Source organism: Serratia marcescens (assembly GCF_006715005.1).
Lineage (GTDB): Bacteria > Pseudomonadota > Gammaproteobacteria > Enterobacterales > Enterobacteriaceae > Serratia > Serratia montpellierensis.
Map to the genome: position 1 here is coordinate 3,760,454 of NZ_VFMJ01000001.1, position 23,837 is coordinate 3,784,290.

A 23,837-nucleotide genomic window follows, 5' to 3' on the forward strand; every position below is an offset into this window, starting at 1 on the left:
CCCAGGGCCGCCTTGGTTCTCTTTACTGCCTTACGCCCCAATCACCCCGCCATCTTCACGCGTAATCATCAACACCGATGAACGCGGACGCGGGCTGTTGTTCGGGAAGTGCGAATCGCCTTCTTCTCCCGGATGCTGCACGTTGACGAACATCGTCTTGTAGTCCGGAGTAAAGGTGATGCCGGTCAGTTCGCAGGACTTCGGCCCTACCATGAAACGGCGAATTTCGCCGCTGACCGGATCGCCCACCAGCATCTGGTTATTGCCCTGCCCAACGTAATCCCCCTTGTTGCTGTACTTGCCGTCGGTGAGGATCCACAGGCGGCCGGCGCGATCGAAGCCCAGCCCGTCCGGGCTGTTGAACGTGTTGTCCGCCGTGATATTCGGCGTGCCGCGGTTGACGCCTTCCGGGTGGGCAATCGGGTTGCCGCACAGCGCATACATGTCCCAGGCAAAGGTGCCGGCGGTGGCGTCGCCGCCTTCGTCCCAGCGAATGATCTGGCCATAGATATTGTTCGGCCGCGGGTTGGCGGCGTTCAGCGGCATCCCTTCCTCACCGCGTTTGCTGTTGTTGGTCAGCGTGCAGTACGCACGGCCGTCATGCGGGTTCACCGCGATCCACTCCGGGCGATCCATTTTGGTGGCGCCGACCTGCTGCGCCGCCTTGCGGGCGAAGATCAGCACTTCGGCCTCATCGCGGAAGCCGTTCTCCGGCGTCAGGCCGTTCTTGCCGAACTCGAGCGCAATCCAGCGCCCTTTGCCCTTCAGCGGCGTGCCGGCGGCGTCGCCGTCGAACTGCGCCACGTACAGCGTTCCCTCGTCCAACAGCGTGCGATTGTTGGCCGGGTTAGCGGCGTCGACCACGCCTTTGGAAACGTACTTATAGATATGCTCGCCGCGCTCGTCGTCCCCCATGTACACCACCAGACGGCCATCTTTGGCCACGGTCACCGCCGCATTTTCATGCTTGAAGCGGCCCAGCGCGGTGTGCTTGATGGGCGTCGAGGTCGGATTCAGCGGATCGATCTCCACGATCCAGCCGTGGCGGTTGAATTCGTTGGGGTTCTTCGCCACGTCGAAGCGCTCGTCATAGTCCGGCCAGTTGCGCTCCGGCTCGCTGACCTTCAGCGTGTAGCGCTTCTGTTCCGGCGTGGTTGGGTAATCGGCCTGACGGGTGCCGAAGTAGGTATCGAAGTTTTCTTCGCAGGTCAGGTAAGTGCCCCACGGCGTCTTGCCGTTGGCGCAGTTGCCGAAGGTGCCCAGCACCTTGCGCCCGCTCGGATCGGCGGCGGTCTGCAGCAGCGGATGCCCAGCGGCCGGGCCGCTGAACTGCATGTCGGTGTTGGCGGTGATGCGGCGGTTATAGCGCGACGGGCGCTCCACTTCCCAACGCTGGCCGTCGCCGACGCGCTTTACCGCTACGATGGAAACGCCGTGCGCCGCCTGGGATTTACGCACCTCTTCCAGGCTGGTGGCCTTGGCGCCGCCGTGGGCGAACAGGTACTGCTCGTTGACGTATTCGTTATTGATGGCCATCACGCCGTGGCGATCGTCGATCGGGAAGAAACTCATGCCGTCGTTATTGTCGCCGAACTGTTTTTCCTGATCGGCGGCGCTGTTGTTGCCCTGCGGATCGAAGGCCGGTGCGCCATCCACCAGCGGCTCGCCCCAGGAGATCAGCACCTCCGCGCGGTAGCCCGGTGTGATGGTCACCTCGTCGGCGGTAGACGCGGCGATGCCCTGAAAGCCCAGCAGCGTGTTGGGCGGCAGATCCTCGGCCAACGCCTCGGCGGAGACCGACCAGATGCCGCCGCCGAGAAAGCCGGCCAGGCCGACGGCGCCGGCGCTGCCGAGCAGCAGTTTACGGCGAGTGGGATCGATCAGGCGGTCGGCGTCTACTTGCTCAAATTGCTTGGTCATAGCGTGGTTACCTTTTTAGTTATGGCGCCGCGGTCAAGATTCACCAGAGTTGCCGGGGCGCTCGGAGTTGGGCTTCATACTAATCAGGTAATGTGACGGAAAGGTTACGGACGACGGGCGCAAAAAGGCCGGGGGCGCAATTGCTTGCGCCCCCGGGGAGAGTTGGCTAACGCGCTGAAATCAGCGGCGCTGCAGGATCTCGAAGCAGTAGCTGTGCGAGTTCAGATCGTCGGCGTCGTGGAACTCGCTGAACGTGGTTTCCCACTCGTCCGGCTCGTAATCCGGGAAGTGGGTATCGCCGCCGACCTCGGCGTCGATGTGCGTCAGGTACAGGCGATCGGCGCGTGGCAGCAGCTGGGTATAGATGCGCCCACCGCCGATCACCATCACTTCTTCCACCTCACCCGCAGCGGCCAGCGCTTCATCCATCGAGGTCACCCAGGTCACCCCGGCTTCGCTGCCCGGACGGCTGCTCAAAACGATATTGTGGCGGCCCGGCAACGGGCGGCCGATGGACTCGAAGGTCTTGCGGCCCATAATAACCGGTTTGTTCAACGTGTTGCGTTTAAACCACGCAAGGTCCGCCGGCAGGTGCCACGGCATGGCGTTTTCCATGCCAATAACGCGATCCGCCGCCAAGGCAGCGATCAGGCTGATAATCATTGTTTAACCCTGTGTAGGCAGCAAAATTGGTGACACTATACGTAAAGGCCTGAGTGCCGTCGATAGGCTAATCAAGCAAGATGAATATATAAGATAGCTCTTATCAGCATATCTAATAACCAACGATCTCCCGCCGGGAAATTTCACACGCCGGGGCGTTTGCGGTACAGCCACAGGCCCGGCAACGACAGGCCGATCGACAACGCGCCGACGATGAAACTGGCCTTGAGGAAGTTGGTGATCATGATCTCCATCAAGGCTTCGCTGTAGCCCAGATGTGAGATCTCTACCACAGTTATCATCGCGGTATAGGCGGAAATGCCGGGGAACATCGGGATCACCGCCGCCACGGTGAACACCTTGGGATGCGCCAACAGCCAGCGCGACCAGTAGATGCCGATGATACCGATCAGGATCGCCGCCAGCAGCGAGGCCCACTCGATGTTCATGCCACCGTGCATCATCAGCATGCGCGAGCCGCGCCCGATGGCCCCGAGCAGCGCGCAATAGCGCAGCGCGCGTAGCGGCACGTTGAACACCATGGCAAAGCCCAGCGCCGGCACCGCCGCCAACAGCATCTCCTGCAACAATGCCCACAGCAGACTCATGACCACCCCCGCAGATCCCACAGCGACATCGCCATCACCACCCCGATGCAGGTCGCCAGCGTCAGCAGGCTGGCCATCGCCCAGCGCGCCAGCCCGGTATTGACGTGCCCCTTGAACATATCGGCCACCGCGTTGATCAGCGGGAAGCCCGGTACCAGCAACAGCACGCTGGCGGCCATCGCCACGCTGGAGGTGTCTTTAAACGCCGGCAGGCGCAGCAGCAGTCCGGAGATCGACGTCGCGACAAACGCCGTCAGGCAAAAATTGATCAGCGGATTCATATGACGGGCGGTGAGGATTTGACGTACCAGCATCGCCGCGCCGCTGGCGATAAAGGTCACCAAAAAGGCGTCGCCGCCGCCGCCGTTGAGCATGCTGAAACATCCACAGGACAGGCCCACCATCAGCACCACCAGCCAGCGCGGGTAGCGTAGCGGCCGGATCCTTTCAAAGCGACGCGCCACGTCGTGCGCATCCGCCAGGTGGTGCTCGGCGAGGATCACGATATGCTGCACTTCGGTCACCACCTGCATATTGATGCCGCGATCGACATTCTTGCGGGTGGTGGTCAGGCAGGCGCCGTGGCTGAGGGTGGTCAACACCACCGCATTGGCGGAGATTGAACTTTCCACGCTGTCCATCCCCAGCGCCAACCCCAGGCGGGTCGACAGCTGTTCCACCACCGTGCTCTCGGCGCCATGCTGCAACAGCAGCAGCGCGCATTGAATGCACAGGCGGGTAATTTCACGCTGTTGCCGGTGCGGCTCCGGCATGTCTGTGGCGGTAGTCTGCTGCATGGTGCTCCGTCGCTGGCGGTAGATGAATTATTATCATAGAGCCTAACAATACCTCATTGGGTTGATGCGCATCAGAGGAAGCGGCGTTATTATCGCCAGAACTCTGTCTTTTGCGCGAGACGCCCCATGCTTGAAACTTCGCTGTTCGTCGCCGGCATTGCCGCCCTCGGCATGCTCTCCCCCGGCCCGGATTTTTTCCTGGTGATCAAAAACGCCGCCCGCTATCCGCGGCTGGCCGCCATGATGACCGCCTTTGGCGTGATCTGCGGTGTCGCCACCCACATGTCCTACTGCGTCGCCGGGCTGGCGGTGGTGATCACCACCACGCCGTGGTTGTTCAACCTGCTGAAATACGCCGGGGCGGTGTATCTGGTGTGGATCGGCATCCAGGCGCTGCTGTCGCGCGGCGGCGGCAAGATGAACGTCAGCAATCTGCCGCAGCAACAGGTCAGCCTGAAGAGCGCCTTTGCGCAAGGCTACCTGTGCAACCTGCTGAACCCGAAAGCCACCCTGTTCTTCCTGGCGGTATTCACCCAGGTGCTGCAGATCGATTCCGGCCTGGGCGACAAGCTGTGGTACGCGGGGATTATTCTCGGCCTGTCGGTCATCTGGTGGCCGCTGCTGGTGTTCCTGATCCAGAGCGGGCCGGTGCGCCGCGGGTTGGAAAAGACCCAGAAGATCGTCGACAAGCTGCTGGGCGGTATGCTGATCGCCTTGGGCATCAAGGTCGCACTGAGCTAAGCAAAAAAAGGGGCGCCGATCTGGCGCCCCTACTCTTATCCTTTGGCTTCCACCACTTCATCCTCCGGCGCCTTGCCGTCGATACTGCCGCGCCAGCCGGTCTGCTGCACCCGCGCCAGCCGATTCTGATCCTGCTCGATGGCCGCGCTGAGCATCTCCTTGGCCCGCTGCAGGCTGGCGATGCGGAACTCGGTGTCCTGATAATTCTCCAGCGTGTCTTCCAGCATCTTCAGGTTATAGCGGCGGAACGTGTCTGCCTTCTCGCGTGCCTCATAGGCGTCCAGCCCCAGCAGCTCCAGCGTTTCACGGCCGATGCGCAGCGAGCTTTCAAAGGTTTCTCGCTCCGGTTTTTCCACCCCCAGCTGCCGCAGCTGATACCAGTGATCGACGTCGCGCGCCCGCGCCACCACCTTCAGATGCGGGAAGTGCTGCCTGGCCAGCTCGGTTAACGCCAGGCTGTCTTCCACGTCGTCGATGGCGTTGATCAACACCTTGGCGTGGGCGGCACCGGCGGCCTCCAGCAAATCGGCGCGCGTGGCGTCGCCGTAGAACACCTTGGTGTCGAATTTGCGCAGCGTCTCGATATGGTCCGGATCGTGATCCAGTACCACGGTGTGTACGCCGTTGGCCAACAGCAAGCGACCGGCGATCTGACCGAAACGGCCGAAACCGGCGATGATCACGCTGGCATTTTCGTCGTCAATGACGTCAGCCGGGCGCTCCTCTTTCGGCGCATTTTTCTCCAGCTGCGCGGCGATCACCAACAGCAGCGGCGTGGCCGCCATCGACAGCGCCACCGCCAGCGTCAGCGACTTGGCCCACTCGACCGGCAATACGCCGGCCAGCTGCGCGGCGCTGAAGATAACGAAAGCGAACTCACTGCCCTGCCCCAGCAGAATGGCGAACAGGCCGCGCTGGCGCTTCGGCACGCCGAGCAGCGGCCCGATCAGCCAAAGCAGCGCCGCTTTGATCAGCATAAAGCCCAGCAGCAGCGAGGCGATCAGCAACGGATGATGGAACAGGGTGCCGAAATCGATCGACATGCCGACGCCGATGAAGAACAGCCCCAGCAGCAACCCTTTGAACGGCTGAATATCGCTCTCCAGCGCGTGGCGGTATTCCGAGCTCGCCAGCAGCACCCCGGCGAGAAACGCCCCCATCGCCATCGACAGCCCGGCCATCTCCAGCAGGATGCCGAAGCCGAACACCAGGAACAGCGCCACGGCGCTGAATACCTCGCGCATGCCCGAGCGGGCGACGAAATGCAGCAGCGGGCGGGTGACGTAGCGGCCGAGCAGCACCACCATCACCAGCGCGCCCACCACCTTGGCCGCCGACAGCACGAATGCGCCCAGTGTGGTGCTGGCGCCGCTGCTGGCCAGCAGTGGGATCATCGCCACCAGCGGGATCGCCGCGATGTCCTGGAACAGCAGCACCGCAAACGCGCTGCGGCCGATCGGCGACGGCGTCAAATTGCGTTCGCTCATCGCCTGCATGGCGATGGCGGTGGATGAGAGCGCCAGCGTCAAACCGATCAGCAGCGCCACCTTCCAGTTGAGGCCAAGGAAGTAACAGAAAGCGCTCAGCGCCAGGCCGCAGCCCACCATCTGAATGCTGCCGCCGCCGAACACCGAGGCGCGCAGCGTCCACAGCCGCTTGGGATCCAGCTCCAGGCCGATGATAAACAGCATCAGCACCACGCCGATCTCGGCGAAGGTCAGGATCGACTCGGCGTCCGACACCAGCTTCAGCCCCCAGGGGCCGATGATACAGCCGGCGATCAGGTAACCGAGTACCGAGCCCAGCCCCAGTCGCACCGCGATCGGCACAAACAGCGCGGCGGAGCCGAGGTAGATCAGCCCCTCGATCATCATGTGGTGGTTATCCATGGCTGGCCTCCCGTGTTTCCGCTTCGGCATGTTCCATCAAGTAGTCGACCAACCGCTGGCGATAGGCTTCGCCGGCGGCGAGCAGCGCCGGCTCGTTGCAGGTAAAGGTGTTGTGCAGGGCGAAATAAGGCTGCCAGTTCATGCCGCAGTAGATCGCCGTGGCCTGCAGCGGCTGTCCTAGCGTAGCAAAGTTGGGAAAGTCGCCCAGCTCGAAGTGGTGCTCGTCGCCACCGCTGGTCACCGCCCACAGGCAGTCTTTACCCACCAGCGCATTGCCGTCGTGGCCGTAGGCCCAGCCGTGCTCCAGCACTTTGTCGATCCACAGCTTCAACAGCGGTGGGAAGCTGTACCACTGCATCGGATGCTGCAGCACCACCAGGTCGGCGCGCTCCAGCGCCCGCTGCTCGGCGTTGATGTCGATATTGAAATCAGGATACAGCTCATACAGCGAGCGCACCTCTACCTCGGGGAGATCCCTCACCGCCTGCAACAGGCGCTGATTGGCATGCGAATGCCGGGGATACGGGTGAGCATAAATTATCAAAATCATTGTTATCGTCGTTCCTTCGTTCCTTGCCAATACACCAAGCATATACCAATCACACAGAGTGACAGTTTGCCCACTGATTGATAGCGGAAATTTTTAACGTCAGCCGACAAATTCGCTGAATAAAAAAAAGGCGCTGCATCTGCAGCGCCCTGGCATAACGTTCTCGCGCGGTTACTTGCCGATACGCGCGTGCATTTCCTGCACCGAAGTCACCTGCTCGGTCGGATCCGCTTTCAGCGCCATCGCGGTGGCAAAGCCGCCGTTCAGCGTGGTGTCGTAGTGCACCTTGTACTGCAGGGCGCTGCGGCGAATCAGCTTGGAGTCCTCAATCGCCTGGCGGCCGGCCGTGGTGTTGACGATGTAGGTGTACTCGCCGTTCTTGATACGGTCCTGAATGTGCGGACGCCCTTCGTGCACCTTGTTGACCAGGCGCGGGTTGATGCCCGCTTCACCCAGCACCACCGCGGTGCCGTGGGTGGCGTCCAGCTCGAAGCCCTGCTTCAGCAGGCTGGCGGCCAAATCGACCACGCGAGCCTTGTCGCCTTCACGCACCGACAGCAGCGCGCGGCCCTGCTTTTTCATGCCCGAGTTACTGCCCAGCATCGCTTTGGAGAAGGCTTCCGCAAAGGTGCGGCCCACGCCCATCACTTCCCCGGTAGAGCGCATTTCCGGCCCCAGAATCGGGTCGACGCCCGGGAATTTGTTGAACGGCAGCACCACTTCTTTCACCGAGTAGTACGGCGGGATAATTTCTTCGGTCACGCCCTGCTCGACCAGCGTTTTGCCCGCCATCACGCGCGCGGCTACTTTGGCCAGCGGTACGCCGGTCGCTTTGGACACGAACGGCACGGTACGCGCGGCGCGCGGGTTCACTTCAATCAGGTAGACTTCGTTGTCTTTCACCGCGAACTGCACGTTCATCAGGCCGCGCACCTGCAGCTCGAACGCCAGTTTTTCCACCTGACGACGCATCACGTCCTGAATTTCCTGGCTCAGGGTGTACGCCGGCAGCGAACACGCGGAGTCGCCGGAGTGCACGCCCGCCTGCTCGATGTGCTCCATGATGCCGCCAATCAGCACGCGCTCGCCGTCGCAGATAGCATCGACGTCCACTTCCACCGCGTCGTCCAGGAAGCGGTCCAGCAACACCGGTGCATCGTTGGACACGCTGACTGCGGTCTGGAAGTAGCGGCGCAGGTCGATTTCGTCATAGACGATTTCCATCGCCCGACCGCCCAGCACGTAGGAAGGACGCACCACCAGCGGATAGCCGATGCCCGCCGCCTTCTCTACCGCCTGCTCGATGGCGGTGACGGTGGCGTTGGCCGGCTGCTTCAGGCCCAGGCGGTTGACCGCCTGCTGGAAGCGTTCGCGGTCTTCGGCACGGTCGATGGCATCCGGGCTGGTACCGATGATCGGCACGCCTGCAGCTTCCAGCTCGCGCGCCAGCTTCAGCGGGGTCTGGCCGCCGTACTGCACGATAACGCCTTTCGGCTTCTCGATACGCACGATTTCCAGCACGTCTTCCAGCGTTACCGGCTCAAAGTACAGGCGGTCGGAGGTGTCGTAGTCGGTAGAGACGGTTTCCGGGTTGCAGTTGACCATGATGGTCTCGTAACCGTCTTCGCGCAGCGCCAGCGAGGCGTGCACGCAGCAGTAGTCGAACTCGATGCCCTGGCCGATACGGTTCGGCCCGCCGCCCAGCACCATCACTTTCGGCCGGTCGTTGGTCGGGTTGGACTCGCACTCTTCTTCATAGGTGGAATACATGTAGGCGGTGTCGGTGGCGAATTCCGCCGCGCAGGTATCCACGCGCTTGTACACCGGATGCAGGCCGTGGCTGTGGCGCAGCTTGCGAATTTCACTCTCGGCGACGCCGGCCAGCTTGGCCAGACGCGCATCGGCGAAGCCCTTGCGCTTCAGGGTGCGCAGGAATTCTTTGTTCAGGCCGTTGATGCCCGCGTCGGCCACCTGCTCTTCCAGGCGCACCAGCTCTTCAATCTGCACCAGGAACCAGCGGTCGACGTTGGTCAGGTTGAAGACGCCGTCGACCGACAGACCGGCGCGGAAGGCGTCGGCGATGTACCAGATGCGGTCGGAACCGGCGTCTTTCAGCTCACGACGGATTTTGGTCAGCGCTTCCGGATCGTCCAGGCTGACTTTCGGATCGAAGCCGGTGGCGCCCACTTCCAGACCGCGCAGCGCTTTTTGCAGCGACTCCTGTTGGGTGCGGCCAATGGCCATCACTTCGCCGACCGATTTCATCTGGGTGGTCAGGCGGTCGTTGGCGCCGGCGAACTTCTCGAAGTTGAAGCGCGGGATCTTGGTCACGACATAGTCGATGGACGGTTCGAACGACGCCGGGGTGCGGCCGCCGGTGATGTCGTTCATCAGCTCATCGAGGGTGTAGCCCACCGCCAGCTTGGCGGCGATCTTGGCGATAGGGAAGCCGGTGGCTTTCGACGCCAGCGCCGAGGAGCGCGACACGCGCGGGTTCATTTCGATAACGATCAGGCGGCCGGTTTTCGGGTTGACCGAGAACTGCACGTTGGAGCCGCCGGTTTCGACGCCGATCTCACGCAGCACCGCCATCGAGGCGTTGCGCATGATTTGGTATTCCTTGTCGGTCAGGGTCTGGGCCGGTGCGACGGTGATCGAGTCGCCGGTGTGGATGCCCATGGCGTCGAAGTTTTCGATGGAGCAGACGATGATGCAGTTGTCGTTCTTATCGCGCACCACCTCCATCTCGTACTCTTTCCAACCGATCAGAGATTCGTCGATCAGCAGTTCTTTGGTCGGCGACAGGTCGAGACCGCGTTCGCAGATCTCTTCGAACTCTTCGCGGTTGTAGGCGATGCCGCCGCCGGTGCCGCCCATGGTAAAGGAAGGACGGATGATGCACGGGAAGCCGACGTCAGCGGCCACCGCCAGCGCTTCTTCCATGGTGTGCGCGATGCCGGAACGCGCGGTGTCCAGACCGATTTTCTTCATCGCCACGTCGAAACGGCGGCGGTCTTCGGCCTTGTCGATCGCATCGGCGGTCGCGCCGATCATGGTAACGCCAAACTCGGCCAGCACGCCCTGACGCTCCAGCTCCAGCGCGCAGTTCAGCGCCGTCTGGCCGCCCATGGTCGGCAGCACCGCATCCGGGCGCTCTTTTTCGATGATCTTGCGCACCACTTCCCAGTGGATCGGCTCGATGTAGGTCGCGTCGGCCATTTCCGGGTCGGTCATGATGGTCGCCGGGTTGGAGTTGACCAGAATGACGCGGTAACCCTCTTCGCGCAGCGCTTTACACGCCTGGGCACCCGAGTAGTCGAACTCACACGCCTGGCCGATAACGATCGGGCCAGCGCCGAGGATCAGGATGCTTTTTATGTCTGTACGTTTTGGCATTTTTTACTGCTCCTGATTATTTGGCGTTAGAACGGTGAGTCTCAATCAGTTCGATAAAGTGATCGAACAGCGGCGCGGCGTCGTGCGGGCCTGGGCTGGCTTCCGGGTGCCCCTGGAAGCTGAACGCCGCCTTGTCGGTGCGGTGAATGCCCTGCACCGTGTGGTCGAACAGCGATTTGTGCGTCACGCGCAGGTTCGCCGGCAGGTTGTTTTCATCGACGGCGAAGCCGTGGTTCTGCGCGGTGATCATCACGGTGTTGTTGTCCAGATCCTTCACCGGGTGGTTGCCGCCGTGGTGGCCGAGCTTCATCTTCATGGTTTTCGCCCCGCTGGCCAGCGCCAGCAGCTGGTGGCCCAGGCAGATGCCGAACACCGGAATGTCGGTTTCAAGGAACTGTTTGATGGCGGCGATGGCGTAGTCGCACGGCTCCGGGTCGCCCGGGCCGTTGGACAGGAAGATGCCGTCCGGATTCATTTTCAGCACCTCGTCGGCCGGGGTCTGTGCCGGCACCACGGTCAGGCGGCAGCCGCGATCCACCAGCATGCGCAGGATGTTGCGCTTGGCGCCGTAGTCGTAAGCCACCACGTGGAACGGCAGCTCCGCGGCGGTTTTGGCTTCAGGCAGGTCGCCTTCAAGCGTCCAGCTGCCTTGCTGCCAGCTGTAGGCCTCTCGGGTGGTGACTTCTTTCGCCAGATCCATGCCCTTCAACCCCGGGAAACCTTGCGCCTTGGCCAGGGCCAGCGCGGCGTCCGGCGAGTCGGCGGCGATGATGCAGCCGTTCTGGGCGCCCTTCTCGCGCAGCAGGCGGGTTAATTTACGGGTATCGATATCGGCGATCGCCACGATGTTGTGACGCTTGAGGTAGTCGGACAGGCTTTCTTCGTTGCGGTAGTTGCTGGCGATCAGCGGGAGGTCACGAATGACGAGGCCTTGGGCGTGTACTGCGGAGGATTCTTCGTCGGAAGCATTGGTGCCGACATTGCCGATATGAGGATAAGTAAGAGTAACGATCTGGCGGGAATAGGAAGGATCAGTGAGGATTTCTTGATAACCGGTCATCGACGTATTGAAGACCACTTCCCCCACTGCCGTTCCCTCTGCCCCGATGGCCCGACCGTGGAATTGGGTTCCGTCTTCCAGAACCAATAGCGCTGACTTTATCAAAACATCCTCCGAGGAATAATCAATCACAATATTTGCATATTAATTCAGATGTCACGATCTAAATCAATGCAAAAACCGTCCGCGAGGCCAATTTTTGGCAAATTGGGCGCATTTTAATGATGAGTGCCCGGCTTGTCTACCCAAACTGCCGTTTTTTGTTTTATTTTTGCAGTTCTCGCCGCTCATGCGGCTTGAGCGACGATAAAAACACAGAAAACCGGGGCTGGAAAACGGTTGCGAGGCTGAATGACGGAAAATGGCGCCAGAATAGACTCAAAAAGACCTTAAAATGGGATTTGGCGGATAAAAACGGGATGATTAACAAGGTAAACATCAATAAATAACAGTAAATGAAACAAAATCACGCCAATGCTTCGTTTTTCATGTTAAAAAAAAGGACAATAAAATTATTGTCAGATTATCATAGCATTATGATCAATACAACCACATCACGATGGTATGCAAATCAATTATAATTGGTCCAAATTCAACACGTCGCGCATATCAAACAGGCCTTTATCCCGATTATGCAACCAGGCGGCCGCGCGCACCGCGCCGCTGGCAAAAGTCATACGGCTGGAGGCCTTATGGGTGATTTCCACCCGTTCACCGATGTCGGCGAACATCGCGGTGTGCTCGCCGACGATGTCGCCGGCGCGAATGGTGGCAAAGCCGATGCTTTTCGGATCGCGTTCGCCGGTATGGCCTTCGCGCGCATAGACCGCGCAACTTTTCAGATCGCGCCCCAGCGCGCCGGCGATCGCTTCGCCCATGGCCAACGCCGTGCCCGACGGCGCATCCACTTTGTGGCGGTGGTGTGCCTCGACGATTTCGATATCGGTATAGTCGCCCATCACCTGCGCGGCCTTCTCCAGCAGTTTCAGCACCAGGTTAACGCCGACGCTGAAGTTGGCGGCGAACACGATGCCGATATGCTGCGCCGCATCGCGGATCGCCTGTTTGCCGGCGTCATCGAAGCCGGTAGTGCCAATCACCATCGCCTTATGGTGCGCCACGCAAAAATCCAGGTAGCCCCGGGTGCTTTCCGGGCGGGTGAAGTCGATCAAAATATCGAACTCGTTCGCCACCTTCTCCAGACTGTCGCTCACCTTGACGCCCAACGCGCCGATGCCCGCCAGTTCGCCGGCGTCGACGCCGACCAGGCTGGAGCCCGGGCGCGACAACGCTGCCCCCAACACCACGCCTTCCGCCTGCTGCACCGCCTGGATCAATTGACGGCCCATCCGGCCGCCGGCGCCCGCAATCGCAATGCGGATTTGTGAATCACTCATGCTTGCTCTCTTCTTGATTTGACGCCTATCCCATTAGGCTATCGATTCAGGGTAACCGCCCCGCTTCAGCGTCGCCAGAGGATTCATTTCATAATTAGAAAATTATGATATTCCTCCGTTCTCATCAGCGGCGCTGTCGTGAGATTAACATTCAACCGATTTGGCGGCCTGCGACGATTGTACATAATCATGCAGTTTGCATGGCAAAAAAATGCAGAAAAAAGGCGCCGAAAACGGCGCCTGAGGAAGGGAGAACGGCGAGGTCAGGCGGTAATGGCGGCCACTTCGTTGGCAATCGCCGTCAGCGCGTCGTGGCGAGCATAGTCCTCACGCACCAGCGCCGCGCGTTGCCGATAGATCGGCTGTTGCAGAATACGCGTCGCCGCCGCCAGAATCTGTTCGGCGCTCGGCGTGCTGGTGTGCAGGCTGATGCCGCAGCCGGCGGCCACCACGCGCGCGGCCGCCTCCAGTTTGTCTTCGCCGGTGCCGGCGACGATCAGCGGCACGCCGCTGTCCAGCGCATAGTTGATCGAGCCATAACCGCCGTTGGTGATCAGCAGCGCCGCCTCCGGCAGCCAGCGTTCGAAGGAGATAAACTCCCGCACCCTGGCATTGCCCGGCAGTGCCTCCATCAGCCCTTCCGTCGCCCGCCCGCCGGTGGTGGCCAACACCCTCACCGGCAGATGCGCCAGCGCTTGCAGCGTCGGTACGATCAGCTGATGCAAATCGACATTGGCCAGCGTGCCCTGAGACACGATCACCAGCGGTCGATCATCGTCCTTCTCCCACAGCGTCTCTTCCGCCGCCGGCTGGCCGCCGCTGCGCAGCGGGCCGACGAAGCGCACGCCGCTCGGCAGATCGTCGCGCTCATATTCCAGCGCCGTGGTGGCCAACTGCAGGAAACGCTCGCAGCCGCCGATCAGCGCGTCGGTAAACGGGCGATTCAGCGCCCGCCCGCCCGCCTGCACCAGTGCCGCATCAAAGCTTTGCTGCACCTCATCAAGCAACACTCGCGTCGCTTCATCCACCAATTGCTCGCGGGTCAGCGCCCGCGGCAGCAGCGCCGGCGGGATACGCGGGCCATAAAAAATAGCATCGCGCGAAGAATACGACAGCGGTGTGACGCCGATACCGAAGACCGGCGGCCGCTCGGCGGACTGCAGCAGCGGCAGCACGCCGTAGAAGCAGTTCTCCACCATCAGCAGGTCGGTCTTTTCGGCGGCGATGGCCGCACGCAGCTGCCGATCCAGCAACGGGATCGGTGCGGCGAAGAAATCCTTCAGCGCCAGCGCCATCTGCGCATTGCCCGGCGGCAGCGCGGCGCGCTCGGGGAAATGTTCCTCCAGGTGGCGATAATCGAAATCCACCTGCGCGTCGAACGGCACGAAGCTTGCCCCAACCGCCTCAGCGCGTTCGCGGAACAGCGCGCCGGTCATCACCCGCACCTGATGCCCTTGGGCAATCAGGTGGCGAGCGATGGCTAACATCGGGTAGACGTGCCCCGGAGTGGCGACCGCCGCCATCAGTATCCTTGCCATAATGCTCCTTTACGCTTCTGCGTTGGCCGGCTTCAGCGCCAGATTGGCGCACACCGGGTTGCTCTGGATATGCACGCGCTGCAAATGACGCGCGGAACGGGCGGTAAAGCCCTCACGGCCGTGCAGCAGCGAGAAGTTGTCCGCCACCACTACGTCACCCTGTTGCCATTGGTGAGCATAATAGTGACGCGGATCGTACAGATGCTGCTGCAGGGTGTGGTGGAACTGTTCCTGCTGCTGTTCAGGCACGCCGTGATATTCCAGCGCATGCTGGTTGAGGAATTTTTTCCCCTCCGTCGGCGGTTCATTGTAGCGCATGATTAACCCCCTGCCGTTCGGGTGCTGCACCACCAGCGGCGAACAGACTTCGCCACCGTAATGCACCACCTGTTTGATGCGGTAGGTGATAGAGACCGACAGCCACTGATCCAGCAGCGCTTCGTCCGCATTGGCCAGCAGCCGCGTGGTGTCGACGAAGGTGGTGCATCCGCCTTCGTCCTGAGAAGGTGCCGCTACGCAGTGGAACAGCTGGAACTCGGGGATGGTCGGCTTATACATGCCATCCCAATGCAGCGGGACGTAGCTGCTGTCGAAGATATGATCCTTGGCGTCAGGATGCTCCTTCACGTCCAGCACCGCACCGAACGGCCACATCATGATCTCGCCCCACTGTTCGGCATAGCGAGTCAGGACTTCCGCCTCGCTGAAACCGGAGTCGAATCCGCGCAGCACCAGCAAGTGGTGTTCCTGCGCCAGCGCTCGCAGCGCCGCCACCGGCAGCTCGCCGATCTTTTGCCCCGGATGCTGCGGCGTCAGGATCGCGCCGAACGGGGTATTCGGTTGGATGTGGCAATTAAGCGGTTGGTTGTTCATCGGTATTCTCCTTGCATCGAATGTGCTGCTCACACGGCAACGTGCCGTCAAAAACGCGCCCGCCAGGATTTCGGGCGCAAAAGCTTGCAGCGGCCTTAGGCCATCTGCGGCTGCTCGATCAGGTAATGGCTCGGCGTGCCGCGAATCTCCACCAGTTCACCGTCCAGGCTCTGCGCGTCTTTACGCTTCATCAGCACGAACTGGCCGTTCACGTTGGCCGCCACGCCGTGCCACGGCGTCAGCCAGTCGTCTTTGGTCGGCATCATATGGATGCCCATCTTCAGGCTGTCGACCGGCTGCGGGTGAATCGACAGACGGATCGCCGCCGGGAAGTGCTGCGCCAGCAGGTTGCCCCAGGCCCAGCTGCGCTGGATCACGCCGCAGGCACGCTGTTTGGCGTCTTTCTGCAGCGCGGCGTTGGAACCGCTGTAGCCCGGCAGCTGGCTGTCTTCATACAGGAAGCGCGTGATGGCGCGGTACAGCAAGAGACCCTGTTCGTCCTGCATCAGCTGTTGCTTGATCGCCTCTTCCGATTCGGCGTAGCCGTCCACCAACAGCCGGCGCAGCAGGTCGTAATCATCGGTATGCTCCGCCAGGCCTTTGACGTCGCCGAGGTTGAACACGCTCAGGTGCGTCGCGCCCACTTCATGCAGCAGGCTTTCAATCTCACGCTGATAGTGGTTGATCGCGTCGTCGCTGACGCGGATCAGATCGCCGAACACGTGGCCGTCGGAGCAGATAACGATATGCGCACCCGGCGGGTAATAGAGCTGAATACGTTGGCACAGCGAATTGAGGAAGATCAGCGACAGCCGCTCCGCCATATCCGGCACCGCGCCGATCACCTTGTTGGTGTTGGGTGACTTGGTCGGAAAGGCCGGCAGCACGAATTCGATACGCTGCTCGTTTTCAATGAATGCCCGAATGCGTGGCAACTGCACCTGAGTGACCCGCTGTTCTTCTTCGGCAATTGAGGTGTCGCCGCCGGGGAAACGGCGGCGGTATTGCAATAATTCACGTAGGATTTTTAACGCTATTTCATCTTTCTGAACGCTGTCCACAATGTGCTCCTGTTGCGATGCGGCGCGGGTGTATTATTGAAAAGCGCAATAAGATTTATCAAAAAGAGAAAAAACCTCTGCGAGATAATAATCAGCCCGGCGTTTATATGCTTCAGGCAATATAGAAGAGATGGTGCTATATTATTAGCCCGTATAATTCACAATCTTGGTTAAGTTGTGCTTAACAAACTATGAGCAATATTTTAAAACGCATGGCCATTTTCTCAAAAGTGGTCGATTGCGGCGCATTCAGCATGGCGGCAAAAGAATTGGGCATGACGACATCGGCCGTCAGCCAACATATTCGCCAGTTGGAGGAACATCTGGGCATTCAATTACTGCTGCGATCGACGCGTTCATTGAGTCTGACCGAAGCCGGATTGTGCTTTTATGAAGATTGCCTGCTGATGATCCACGCCGCCGAAAGAGGCCAACAACGGATCGCCGCGCTGCGTGGCGAACTGGTCGGCGAACTGCGCGTCGCCACCTCGACCGAATTCGCCACCCACTATCTGGTGCCGGCGCTGCAGAGCTTCCTCGATGAACACCCGCAGCTTACGCTGCGACTGGAAATCCACGATGAGAAGATAGACCTCATCACGCAACGCATCGATCTGGCGATACGTGGCGGCGTGCTGGCCGACTCCAGCTACGTTTCCACGCGGCTGGCACGCTGCCGCGAAGTGTTGTGCGCCTCGCCGGCCTACCTGGCGCACCACGGCGTGCCGGATTCGCCGCAGGCGCTGACGCATCACCACTGGGTGACCTTTACACCGCTCGGCAACCCGCAGTTTGTTCGTCTGATCCATCGCGACGGTGGTGAACACCGCATGCGCATGACCGGGCGCTTGTTCACCAACAGCGGTATGGCGATGAAGGAACTGGCGCTGACCGGCAAAGGCATCATTCGCAATTTCTTCGCCAACGTTGAGCGTGAGTTGCGCAGCGGCGAGCTGATTGAAATATTGCCCGACTGGCGATTACCGGAAATTAATTGCTATGCCATAATGCCGCGCCGGGAGATCCAGCCATTAAAAGTCCGACGATTGCTGGAGCATATGAAGCTCTATTTAAAGGAGAAAGGATTAAACGCCGTAGAACATATTCGACAAGAATAAAATAAGAAACATCTGCAAGACCACTATTGTAATTATTGTAATCACTTTACCAACACCAGGCCCTATTTAGATTGCAGCCTAATGATACTCCTCTTAATGACTTTTCTCCAGCCGATATAATTAATGATGCAGACTCTATTTCAAATACTCAGAATAAATTTGACTTTAGTTAGCAGAAAATTTGAATATGCCAGAATGTTATTTTTAACCCCGCACCGTATTCCCAAAAAAAACGGGAAGCCTAAGCTCCCCGTTGTCATTCATTAACGCATATCAGTCAATCTGGCGAACGTCCACGCGCAACTCTTTCGGCACTTCGAACACGATGTTCTCTTCACGCCCGCTGATTTCATGCACGTCCAGGCCGCCCAGCGCTTTCAGGCGAGAGATCACCTCCTGCACCAGCACGTCCGGCGCTGAGGCACCGGCGGTAACGCCGATGTGGCGCGCCCCGCTCAGCCAACTCTCCTGAATATCCGCCGCCGAATCGATAAGATAAGCCGGTTTGCCGACGCGCTGCGCCAGTTCCGCCAGACGGTTGGAGTTGGAGGAGTTTTTAGACCCCACCACCAGCACCACGTCCGCATCGCCGGCCAGGTTGCGCACCGCTTCCTGACGGTTGGTGGTAGCGTAGCAAATGTCATCCTTGCGCGGGCCGATAATGCTCGGGAAACGCTGGCGCAGAGCGTCGATCACGTCCGAGGTATCATCAACCGACAGCGTGGTCTGCGTCATGAAGCACAGGTTGCTTTCATCTTTCACCTGCAGCTTCCACACGTCTTCCGGCGACTCGACCAGGTACATGCCGCCCTGCGGGTTGCTGTACTGGCCCATGGTGCCTTCCACCTCCGGATGCCCGGCGTGACCGATCAGAATCGCTTCGGTGCCGCGGCGGCTGGCGCGCGCCACTTCCATATGCACCTTGGTCACCAGCGGGCAAGTGGCGTCGAACAGCATGGTCAGATCGCGCGCCTTGGCTTCGGCACGCACCGCCTGAGAAACGCCGTGCGCCGAGAAGATCAGGATAGAACCGTCCGGCACTTCGGCGATCTCTTCGATAAACACCGCGCCGCGCTCACGCAGGCTGTCGACCACGTAGCGGTTGTGCACCACTTCATGCCGCACGTAGATCGGTGCGCCATACAGTTCCAGCGCGCGTTCCACGATGCTGATCGCACGATCAACCCCGGCGCAGAAGCCGCGCGGGTTAGCCAGCAATATTTGCATGCGTCTCCTCCTGCTGCGGATCGATCTCCAGCACTTCGATATCGAAGGTCACCGGATGGCCCGCCAGCGGATGGTTGAAATCGACGGTGATCGAATCTTCCGCCACCGCGCGCACCACGCCCGGCATTTCACTGCCGTCGATGGCGGTAAACAGCATGATGGTGCCCACGTCCGGTACGCCGGTTTCCGCAAAGTCGCGGCGCGAGAAGAACTGGACCAGATCCGGGTTCTCCGCGCCGAACGCCGCTTCCGGCTGCAGGGTAAAGGCGCATTTGTCGCCCGCGCGCAGGCCGAGCAGCTGCGCCTCCAGCGGCGCCGACAGGCTACCGTCACCCAGACGGAACAGCGCCGGTTTGCCGCTGCTGCGGGTAGATTCGGCGGTCGAACCGTCTTCCAGTTTCAGCGTAAAGTGAACCAGCACCGCGCTGTCACTGATAATCTGAGCCGTCATGTTACTCACCTTTACTCTTTGCGCCTTTGTTCGCCGGCGACAGGAAACCTTCCAGCACGATCATCGCCGCACCCACGCAGATAAAGCTGTCCGCCAGATTGAAGGTCGGGTAGTGCCAGTCACCGACGTAGAAGTCGATGAAATCGACTACGAAACCGTGCCACAGGCGATCGAACAGATTGCCCAACGCCCCGCCGATGATGAAGGCGTAGGCGATGTTGTTCAACTTCTGCTGCGCCGCACTGCGGTACATCATCACCAGCAGCACCGCGACGATGGCGATGGCGATGCCGGCGAAGAACCAGCGCTGCCAACCGCCGTGATCGGCCAGGAAGCTGAACGCAGCGCCGTAATTGCGCGCGTAAAACAGGTTGAACGACGGGATCAACGGCTGGGACTGGCCCAGCGTAAAGTTAGCGAGGATCCACTGCTTGCTGCCGAAATCCAGCGCCAGCACCGCCACCACAACCCACAGCCAACGCAGGCCGGTCGAACAAATTGGTTTACTCATCAGGCGCGAATTCTCAGGCAAAGTTACGCTTCTCGCCGTCACCGGCGACGTTGCTTACACAGCGGCCGCAGATGTCTGCATGCTCCGCCACCAGGCCGATATCGGTGGTGTAATGCCAGCAGCGCGGGCACTTCTCACCCGGCGCCGTGCTGAAGGCGATCTTCAGCCCTTTCAGCAGCTCGGAAGCCTGCGCGTCGGCCGGCGCATCCGCCAATGGCGCAACGCTTGCCGCAGAGGTCAGCAGCACGAAGCGCAGCTCATCCTGCAGGCTGTTCAGGCGCGCCGCCAGCTCGCTGTCGGCATACAGCGTCACCGCCGCTTCCAGCGAACCGCCGAGGCGTTTGTCTGCACGCGCCTGCTCCAGCACCTTGTTCACTTCACCGCGCACTTTCAGCAGCTCGGCCCAGAAAGCGTCGTTCATCGGCTCGCCTTCCGCCAGCCCGAACAGGCCGTCGTACCACTCTTCGGTGAACACGTACTGCGCGCGTTTGCCCGGCATGAAGCCCCAGATCTCGTCCGCAGTGAACGACATAATCGGCGCCATCCAGCGCACCAGCGCTTCCACGATGTGATACAGCGCGGTCTGGCAGCTGCGGCGGGCGACGCTGTCGCTCTTCGCGGTGTACTGACGATCCTTGATGATATCCAGGTAGAAGGAGCCCATCTCGACCGAGCAGAACTGCATCAGACGCTGCACCACTTCGTGGAAATCGTAGTTGGCGTAAGCCTGCTCGATATCCTGCTGCGCCGCCAGCGCACGGCCGACCGCCCAGCGATCCAGCACCACCATGTCTTCCGGCGCTACGCAGTCGGTGCTCGGCTCGAACCCGTTCAGGTTGGCCAGCAGGAAGCGCGCGGTGTTGCGGATGCGGCGATAAGAGTCGGCGGAACGCTTGAGGATCTCGTCGGACACCGCGATTTCGCCGGTGTAATCGGTCGACGCCACCCACAGGCGCAGAATGTCACCGCCCAGCTTGTTCATCACGTCCTGCGGGCTGACGGTGTTGCCGATCGACTTGGACATCTTGCGGCCCTGGCCATCGACGGTGAAGCCGTGGGTCAGCACTTCTTTATAAGGCGCCTTACCTTTCATCGCGGTGGAGATCATCAGCGATGACATGAACCAGCCGCGGTGTTGGTCGGAGCCTTCCAGATACATGTCGGCGCTGTGGCCCTGGAACTCAGGGCGCACGTCGACCACCGAAGCGTGGGTGGAACCAGAATCGAACCACACGTCCAGCGTGTCCGGCACTTTCACGTAGTCGGCGGCTTCCGCGCCGAGGATGTCGGCCGCGTCCAGATCCCACCAGGCCTGAATGCCGTCTTGCTCGACGCGCTTGGCCACTTCTTCCATCAGCTCAACGGTGCGCGGGTGCAGCTGCTCGGTTTCTTTGTGCACGAACAGCGACATCGGCACGCCCCAGGTGCGCTGACGCGAGATGCACCAGTCCGGGCGGTTGGCCACCATCATTTCGATGCGCGCCTGGCCCCAATCCGGGATCCACTGCACGCCTTTGATCTCTTCCAGCGACTGCTGACGCAGGCCTTTCTGATCCATGCTGACGAACCATTGCGGCGTGGCACGGAAGATGATCGGCGTCTTGTGGCGCCAGCAGCACGGATAGCTGTGCAGGAACTTCTCGACGTGCAGCAGCGCGCCTTTCTCACGCAGCAGGTCGACGATCAGATCGTTGGCCTTGAAGACGAACTTGCCGTCCAGCAGCGGGTAGGTGCCGGTCAGGTAGCAACCGTTCGGCCCTACCGGGTTGGCCACTTCCAGGCCGTATTTCTGGCCGATCACGAAGTCATCCGGGCCGTGGCCTGGCGCGGTGTGCACCGCACCGGTACCGGCGTCCAGCGTCACGTGCTCGCCGAGGATCGCCGGCACGTCGAAGTCCATGAACGGGTGTTTGAAGCGCAGCAGTTCCAGATCGGCGCCTTTGCAGCTGCCCAGCACCGTCCATTCGGTGATGCCGGCGCGTTTCATCACGCTTTCCACCAGCTCGGCCGCCAGGATCAGGCACTGGCCGTCAACCTGCACCAGCTGGTAGGTGAAGTCCGGGTGCAGCGAGATCGCGCGGTTGGCCGGCAGGGTCCACGGGGTGGTGGTCCAGATAACCAGGGAGATAGTCCCGTTGAAGTGGCTCACGCCGAACTTGGCCGCCACGGCAGCCGCGTCGGCCGCATGGAAGCTCACGTCGATCGACGGCGAAGTCTTGTCGTAGTACTCCACTTCCGCTTCCGCCAGCGACGATCCGCAGTCGGTGCACCAGTGAACCGGCTTGGCGCCTTTCAGCAGGTGGCCGTTGCTGATGATCTTGCCCAGCGCGCGGATGATGTTGGCTTCGGTTTTGAAGTCCATGGTCAGGTACGGGCGATCCCAGTCGCCCAGCACGCCCAGGCGGATGAAGTCCTTCTTCTGGCCTTCAACCTGCTCGGCCGCGTACTCGCGGCACTTCTGGCGGAACTCGGCCGCCGTCAGCTTCTCGCCCGGTTTGCCGTACAGCTGTTCAACCTTCAGTTCGATCGGCAGGCCGTGGCAGTCCCAACCCGGCACATAAGGCGAGTCGAAGCCGGCCATCCCTTTCGACTTGATGATAATGTCTTTGAGAATCTTGTTAACCGAGTGACCAATGTGAATGCTGCCGTTCGCATACGGAGGGCCGTCATGCAAAATGAAGGTTTTTTTGCCCTTTTTGGCAGTACGAATCATCCCGTACAGATCCTGTTCATACCAACGTTGCAGCATGCCAGGTTCGCGCTTGGCGAGATCGCCGCGCATCGGGAACCCTGTTTCCGGCAAGTTCAGGGTATTCTTGTAGTCACTCATGAGATTCTCGTTTCCGTTTTCGGCTATTTACCCGTCACACTTCAAGCTGCATCTTTGTCGGCCGCCCTTTCTCACCCGAATCACTTGCCTGTGCAAGCTCATCGGGATTCGCGCGGTTGCCGCCGCGATGCTACTCGAATTGTTTAGGGTAAACGATTAAACCAGTGTTTTTAACCCGAAGAACTTCCGGGCCGTCACCACATCATTGGCGATTTGCTGCTTCAGGGCATCGAGCGAAGCAAACCGTTGTTCATTGCGCAATTTTGCGCGGAGCACCACCTCAATATGGCGCCCGTAAAGATCCATTGTGACATCCAGCAGATGCACTTCCAGCTGCTGGCGCACGCCGGCGACGGTCGGGCGCGTACCGATATTGGCCACGCCCGGCAGCGGCTGCGGCCCCAGGCCGTACACTTCTACCGCATACACCCCTTTCACCGGCGCCACCAGGCGCTTGAGCGGCAGGTTGGCAGTCGGGAAGCCGATGGTGCGGCCCAGCTCATCGCCATGCACCACGCGCCCGGAGATGCTGTACGGGTGGCCCAGCAAGGTCTCCGCCAGCGGCAGATCGTCCTCGCTCAGCGCGGTGCGGATCGCGGTGCTGCTGATACGCCGATCGCCTTCGCGGAAGGTCGGGGTGCTGACCACGTCGAAGCCGTACTCTTTTCCGGCCTGCTGCAATAGCGGAAAATCGCCCTGGCGCCCAGCGCCAAAGCGAAAATCATCCCCTACCATCAGGAATTTGACGCCCAGTTTCTCCACCAGCAGCTCGGCGACGAACGCCTGCGCGGTGTTGGCGGCAAAACGCGGATCGAACTTGACGCACAGCAGGTAGTCGACGCCCGCCTGCGCCAGGTAGCTGGCCTTGTCGCGCAGGCGCGTCAAACGGGCCGGCGCCTTGTCTGCGGCGAACATCTCCAGCGGCTGTGGCTCAAAGATCATGACCATCACCGGCAGCCCGAGGCGTTGCCCTTGTTGCTTCAACTGCTCCAGCAACGCCTGATGACCGCGATGCACGCCGTCAAAGTTGCCGATGGTGAGCACGCAACCATGGTGGCGCGCCCGGATATTGTGAATGCCGCGAATTAGCTCCATAGCTGGCTCAAAACAGTGGAAATCGGCGGATTATACCTTGTACAGCCGGTAAGGTTAACCCGCGATTGGTGCCTTTATGTAATAGACATACCATACCGGAGATAATCTGCGC

General features: G+C 60.7%; 19 protein-coding genes. 2 read left to right on the top strand and 17 right to left on the bottom strand.

Annotated features, from left to right (window positions below; genetic code table 11):
* Positions 1-30 precede the first annotated feature (30 nt).
* From FHU12_RS18310 to FHU12_RS18325, 4 genes are all read right to left on the bottom strand, one after another.
* Positions 31-1,920, bottom strand: coding sequence for a PhoX family protein (locus tag FHU12_RS18310; protein ID WP_141971004.1), 1,890 nt, complete (start codon positions 1,918-1,920; stop codon positions 31-33).
* Positions 1,921-2,100: 180 nt separating this feature from the next.
* The gene (gene folA, locus FHU12_RS18315) at positions 2,101-2,583 is read right to left on the bottom strand and encodes a type 3 dihydrofolate reductase (protein WP_141971006.1); all 483 of its coding nucleotides are present in this window, start codon (positions 2,581-2,583) and stop codon (positions 2,101-2,103) included.
* Between the two features lie 143 nt (positions 2,584-2,726).
* The gene (locus FHU12_RS18320; protein WP_055316103.1) at positions 2,727-3,191 is read right to left on the bottom strand and encodes a threonine/serine exporter; all 465 of its coding nucleotides are present in this window, start codon (positions 3,189-3,191) and stop codon (positions 2,727-2,729) included.
* Entirely contained in the window at positions 3,188-3,988 is an 801-nt protein-coding gene (locus tag FHU12_RS18325) for a threonine/serine exporter family protein (RefSeq protein WP_141971008.1), read from the bottom strand. Before FHU12_RS18325 ends, FHU12_RS18320 begins: the two co-directional genes overlap by 4 nt.
* Positions 3,989-4,114: 126 nt before the next feature.
* On the opposite strand from FHU12_RS18325, the gene FHU12_RS18330 reads away from it, so the two are divergent.
* Entirely contained in the window at positions 4,115-4,729 is a 615-nt protein-coding gene (locus FHU12_RS18330; protein WP_015376619.1) for a LysE family translocator, read from the top strand.
* A 35-nt stretch (positions 4,730-4,764) separates the two neighbouring features.
* Here the strand turns inward: FHU12_RS18330 and kefC are convergent, their stop codons facing one another.
* From kefC to pvcA, 8 genes are all read right to left on the bottom strand, one after another.
* On the bottom strand, positions 4,765-6,618 hold the full coding sequence (gene kefC, locus FHU12_RS18335; protein ID WP_141971010.1) for a glutathione-regulated potassium-efflux system protein KefC: 1,854 nt from the start codon (positions 6,616-6,618) through the stop codon (positions 4,765-4,767).
* Positions 6,611-7,168, bottom strand: a complete 558-nt coding sequence (gene kefF / locus FHU12_RS18340; RefSeq protein WP_141971012.1) for a glutathione-regulated potassium-efflux system oxidoreductase KefF — start codon at positions 7,166-7,168, stop codon at positions 6,611-6,613. The genes kefC and kefF overlap by 8 nt, the downstream gene beginning before the upstream one ends.
* A gap of 171 nt (positions 7,169-7,339) precedes the next feature.
* Positions 7,340-10,564: a carbamoyl-phosphate synthase large subunit gene (carB, locus tag FHU12_RS18345; protein WP_141971015.1), complete on the bottom strand. Its 3,225-nt coding sequence runs from the start codon at positions 10,562-10,564 to the stop codon at positions 7,340-7,342.
* Positions 10,565-10,580: 16 nt separating this feature from the next.
* The gene (gene carA, locus FHU12_RS18350; protein ID WP_141971017.1) at positions 10,581-11,729 is read right to left on the bottom strand and encodes a glutamine-hydrolyzing carbamoyl-phosphate synthase small subunit; all 1,149 of its coding nucleotides are present in this window, start codon (positions 11,727-11,729) and stop codon (positions 10,581-10,583) included.
* A gap of 470 nt (positions 11,730-12,199) precedes the next feature.
* Positions 12,200-13,021 (bottom strand): 4-hydroxy-tetrahydrodipicolinate reductase, encoded by an 822-nt coding sequence (gene dapB / locus FHU12_RS18355; RefSeq protein ID WP_060422408.1) that lies wholly within the window; start codon positions 13,019-13,021, stop codon positions 12,200-12,202.
* Between the two features lie 263 nt (positions 13,022-13,284).
* Complete coding sequence (locus FHU12_RS18360; protein ID WP_141973027.1) at positions 13,285-14,544, bottom strand: glycosyltransferase; 1,260 nt, start codon at positions 14,542-14,544, stop codon at positions 13,285-13,287.
* A 24-nt stretch (positions 14,545-14,568) separates the two neighbouring features.
* Positions 14,569-15,432: a TauD/TfdA dioxygenase family protein gene (locus FHU12_RS18365; protein WP_049272798.1), complete on the bottom strand. Its 864-nt coding sequence runs from the start codon at positions 15,430-15,432 to the stop codon at positions 14,569-14,571.
* 95 nt (positions 15,433-15,527) lie between these two features.
* Entirely contained in the window at positions 15,528-16,493 is a 966-nt protein-coding gene (gene pvcA / locus FHU12_RS18370; RefSeq protein ID WP_141971018.1) for an L-tyrosine isonitrile synthase, read from the bottom strand.
* A 212-nt stretch (positions 16,494-16,705) separates the two neighbouring features.
* On the opposite strand from pvcA, the gene FHU12_RS18375 reads away from it, so the two are divergent.
* On the top strand, positions 16,706-17,611 hold the full coding sequence (locus FHU12_RS18375) for a LysR family transcriptional regulator (RefSeq protein WP_237731055.1): 906 nt from the start codon (positions 16,706-16,708) through the stop codon (positions 17,609-17,611).
* Positions 17,612-17,884: 273 nt separating this feature from the next.
* Here FHU12_RS18375 and ispH read toward each other — a convergent pair whose 3' ends face one another.
* The 5 genes from ispH to ribF all read right to left on the bottom strand — a co-directional run bounded on the left by ispH (position 17,885) and on the right by ribF (position 23,725).
* Positions 17,885-18,838 (bottom strand): 4-hydroxy-3-methylbut-2-enyl diphosphate reductase, encoded by a 954-nt coding sequence (ispH, locus tag FHU12_RS18380; RefSeq protein ID WP_141971021.1) that lies wholly within the window; start codon positions 18,836-18,838, stop codon positions 17,885-17,887.
* Positions 18,819-19,289: an FKBP-type peptidyl-prolyl cis-trans isomerase gene (fkpB, locus tag FHU12_RS18385; RefSeq protein WP_038628869.1), complete on the bottom strand. Its 471-nt coding sequence runs from the start codon at positions 19,287-19,289 to the stop codon at positions 18,819-18,821. Before fkpB ends, ispH begins: the two co-directional genes overlap by 20 nt.
* Position 19,290: 1 nt before the next feature.
* Positions 19,291-19,800: a signal peptidase II gene (gene lspA / locus FHU12_RS18390; RefSeq protein WP_025301524.1), complete on the bottom strand. Its 510-nt coding sequence runs from the start codon at positions 19,798-19,800 to the stop codon at positions 19,291-19,293.
* A 13-nt stretch (positions 19,801-19,813) separates the two neighbouring features.
* Positions 19,814-22,630, bottom strand: a complete 2,817-nt coding sequence (gene ileS, locus FHU12_RS18395; protein WP_141971023.1) for an isoleucine--tRNA ligase — start codon at positions 22,628-22,630, stop codon at positions 19,814-19,816.
* Between the two features lie 156 nt (positions 22,631-22,786).
* Positions 22,787-23,725 (bottom strand): bifunctional riboflavin kinase/FAD synthetase, encoded by a 939-nt coding sequence (gene ribF / locus FHU12_RS18400; RefSeq protein ID WP_141971024.1) that lies wholly within the window; start codon positions 23,723-23,725, stop codon positions 22,787-22,789.
* Positions 23,726-23,837: the final 112 nt, after the last annotated feature.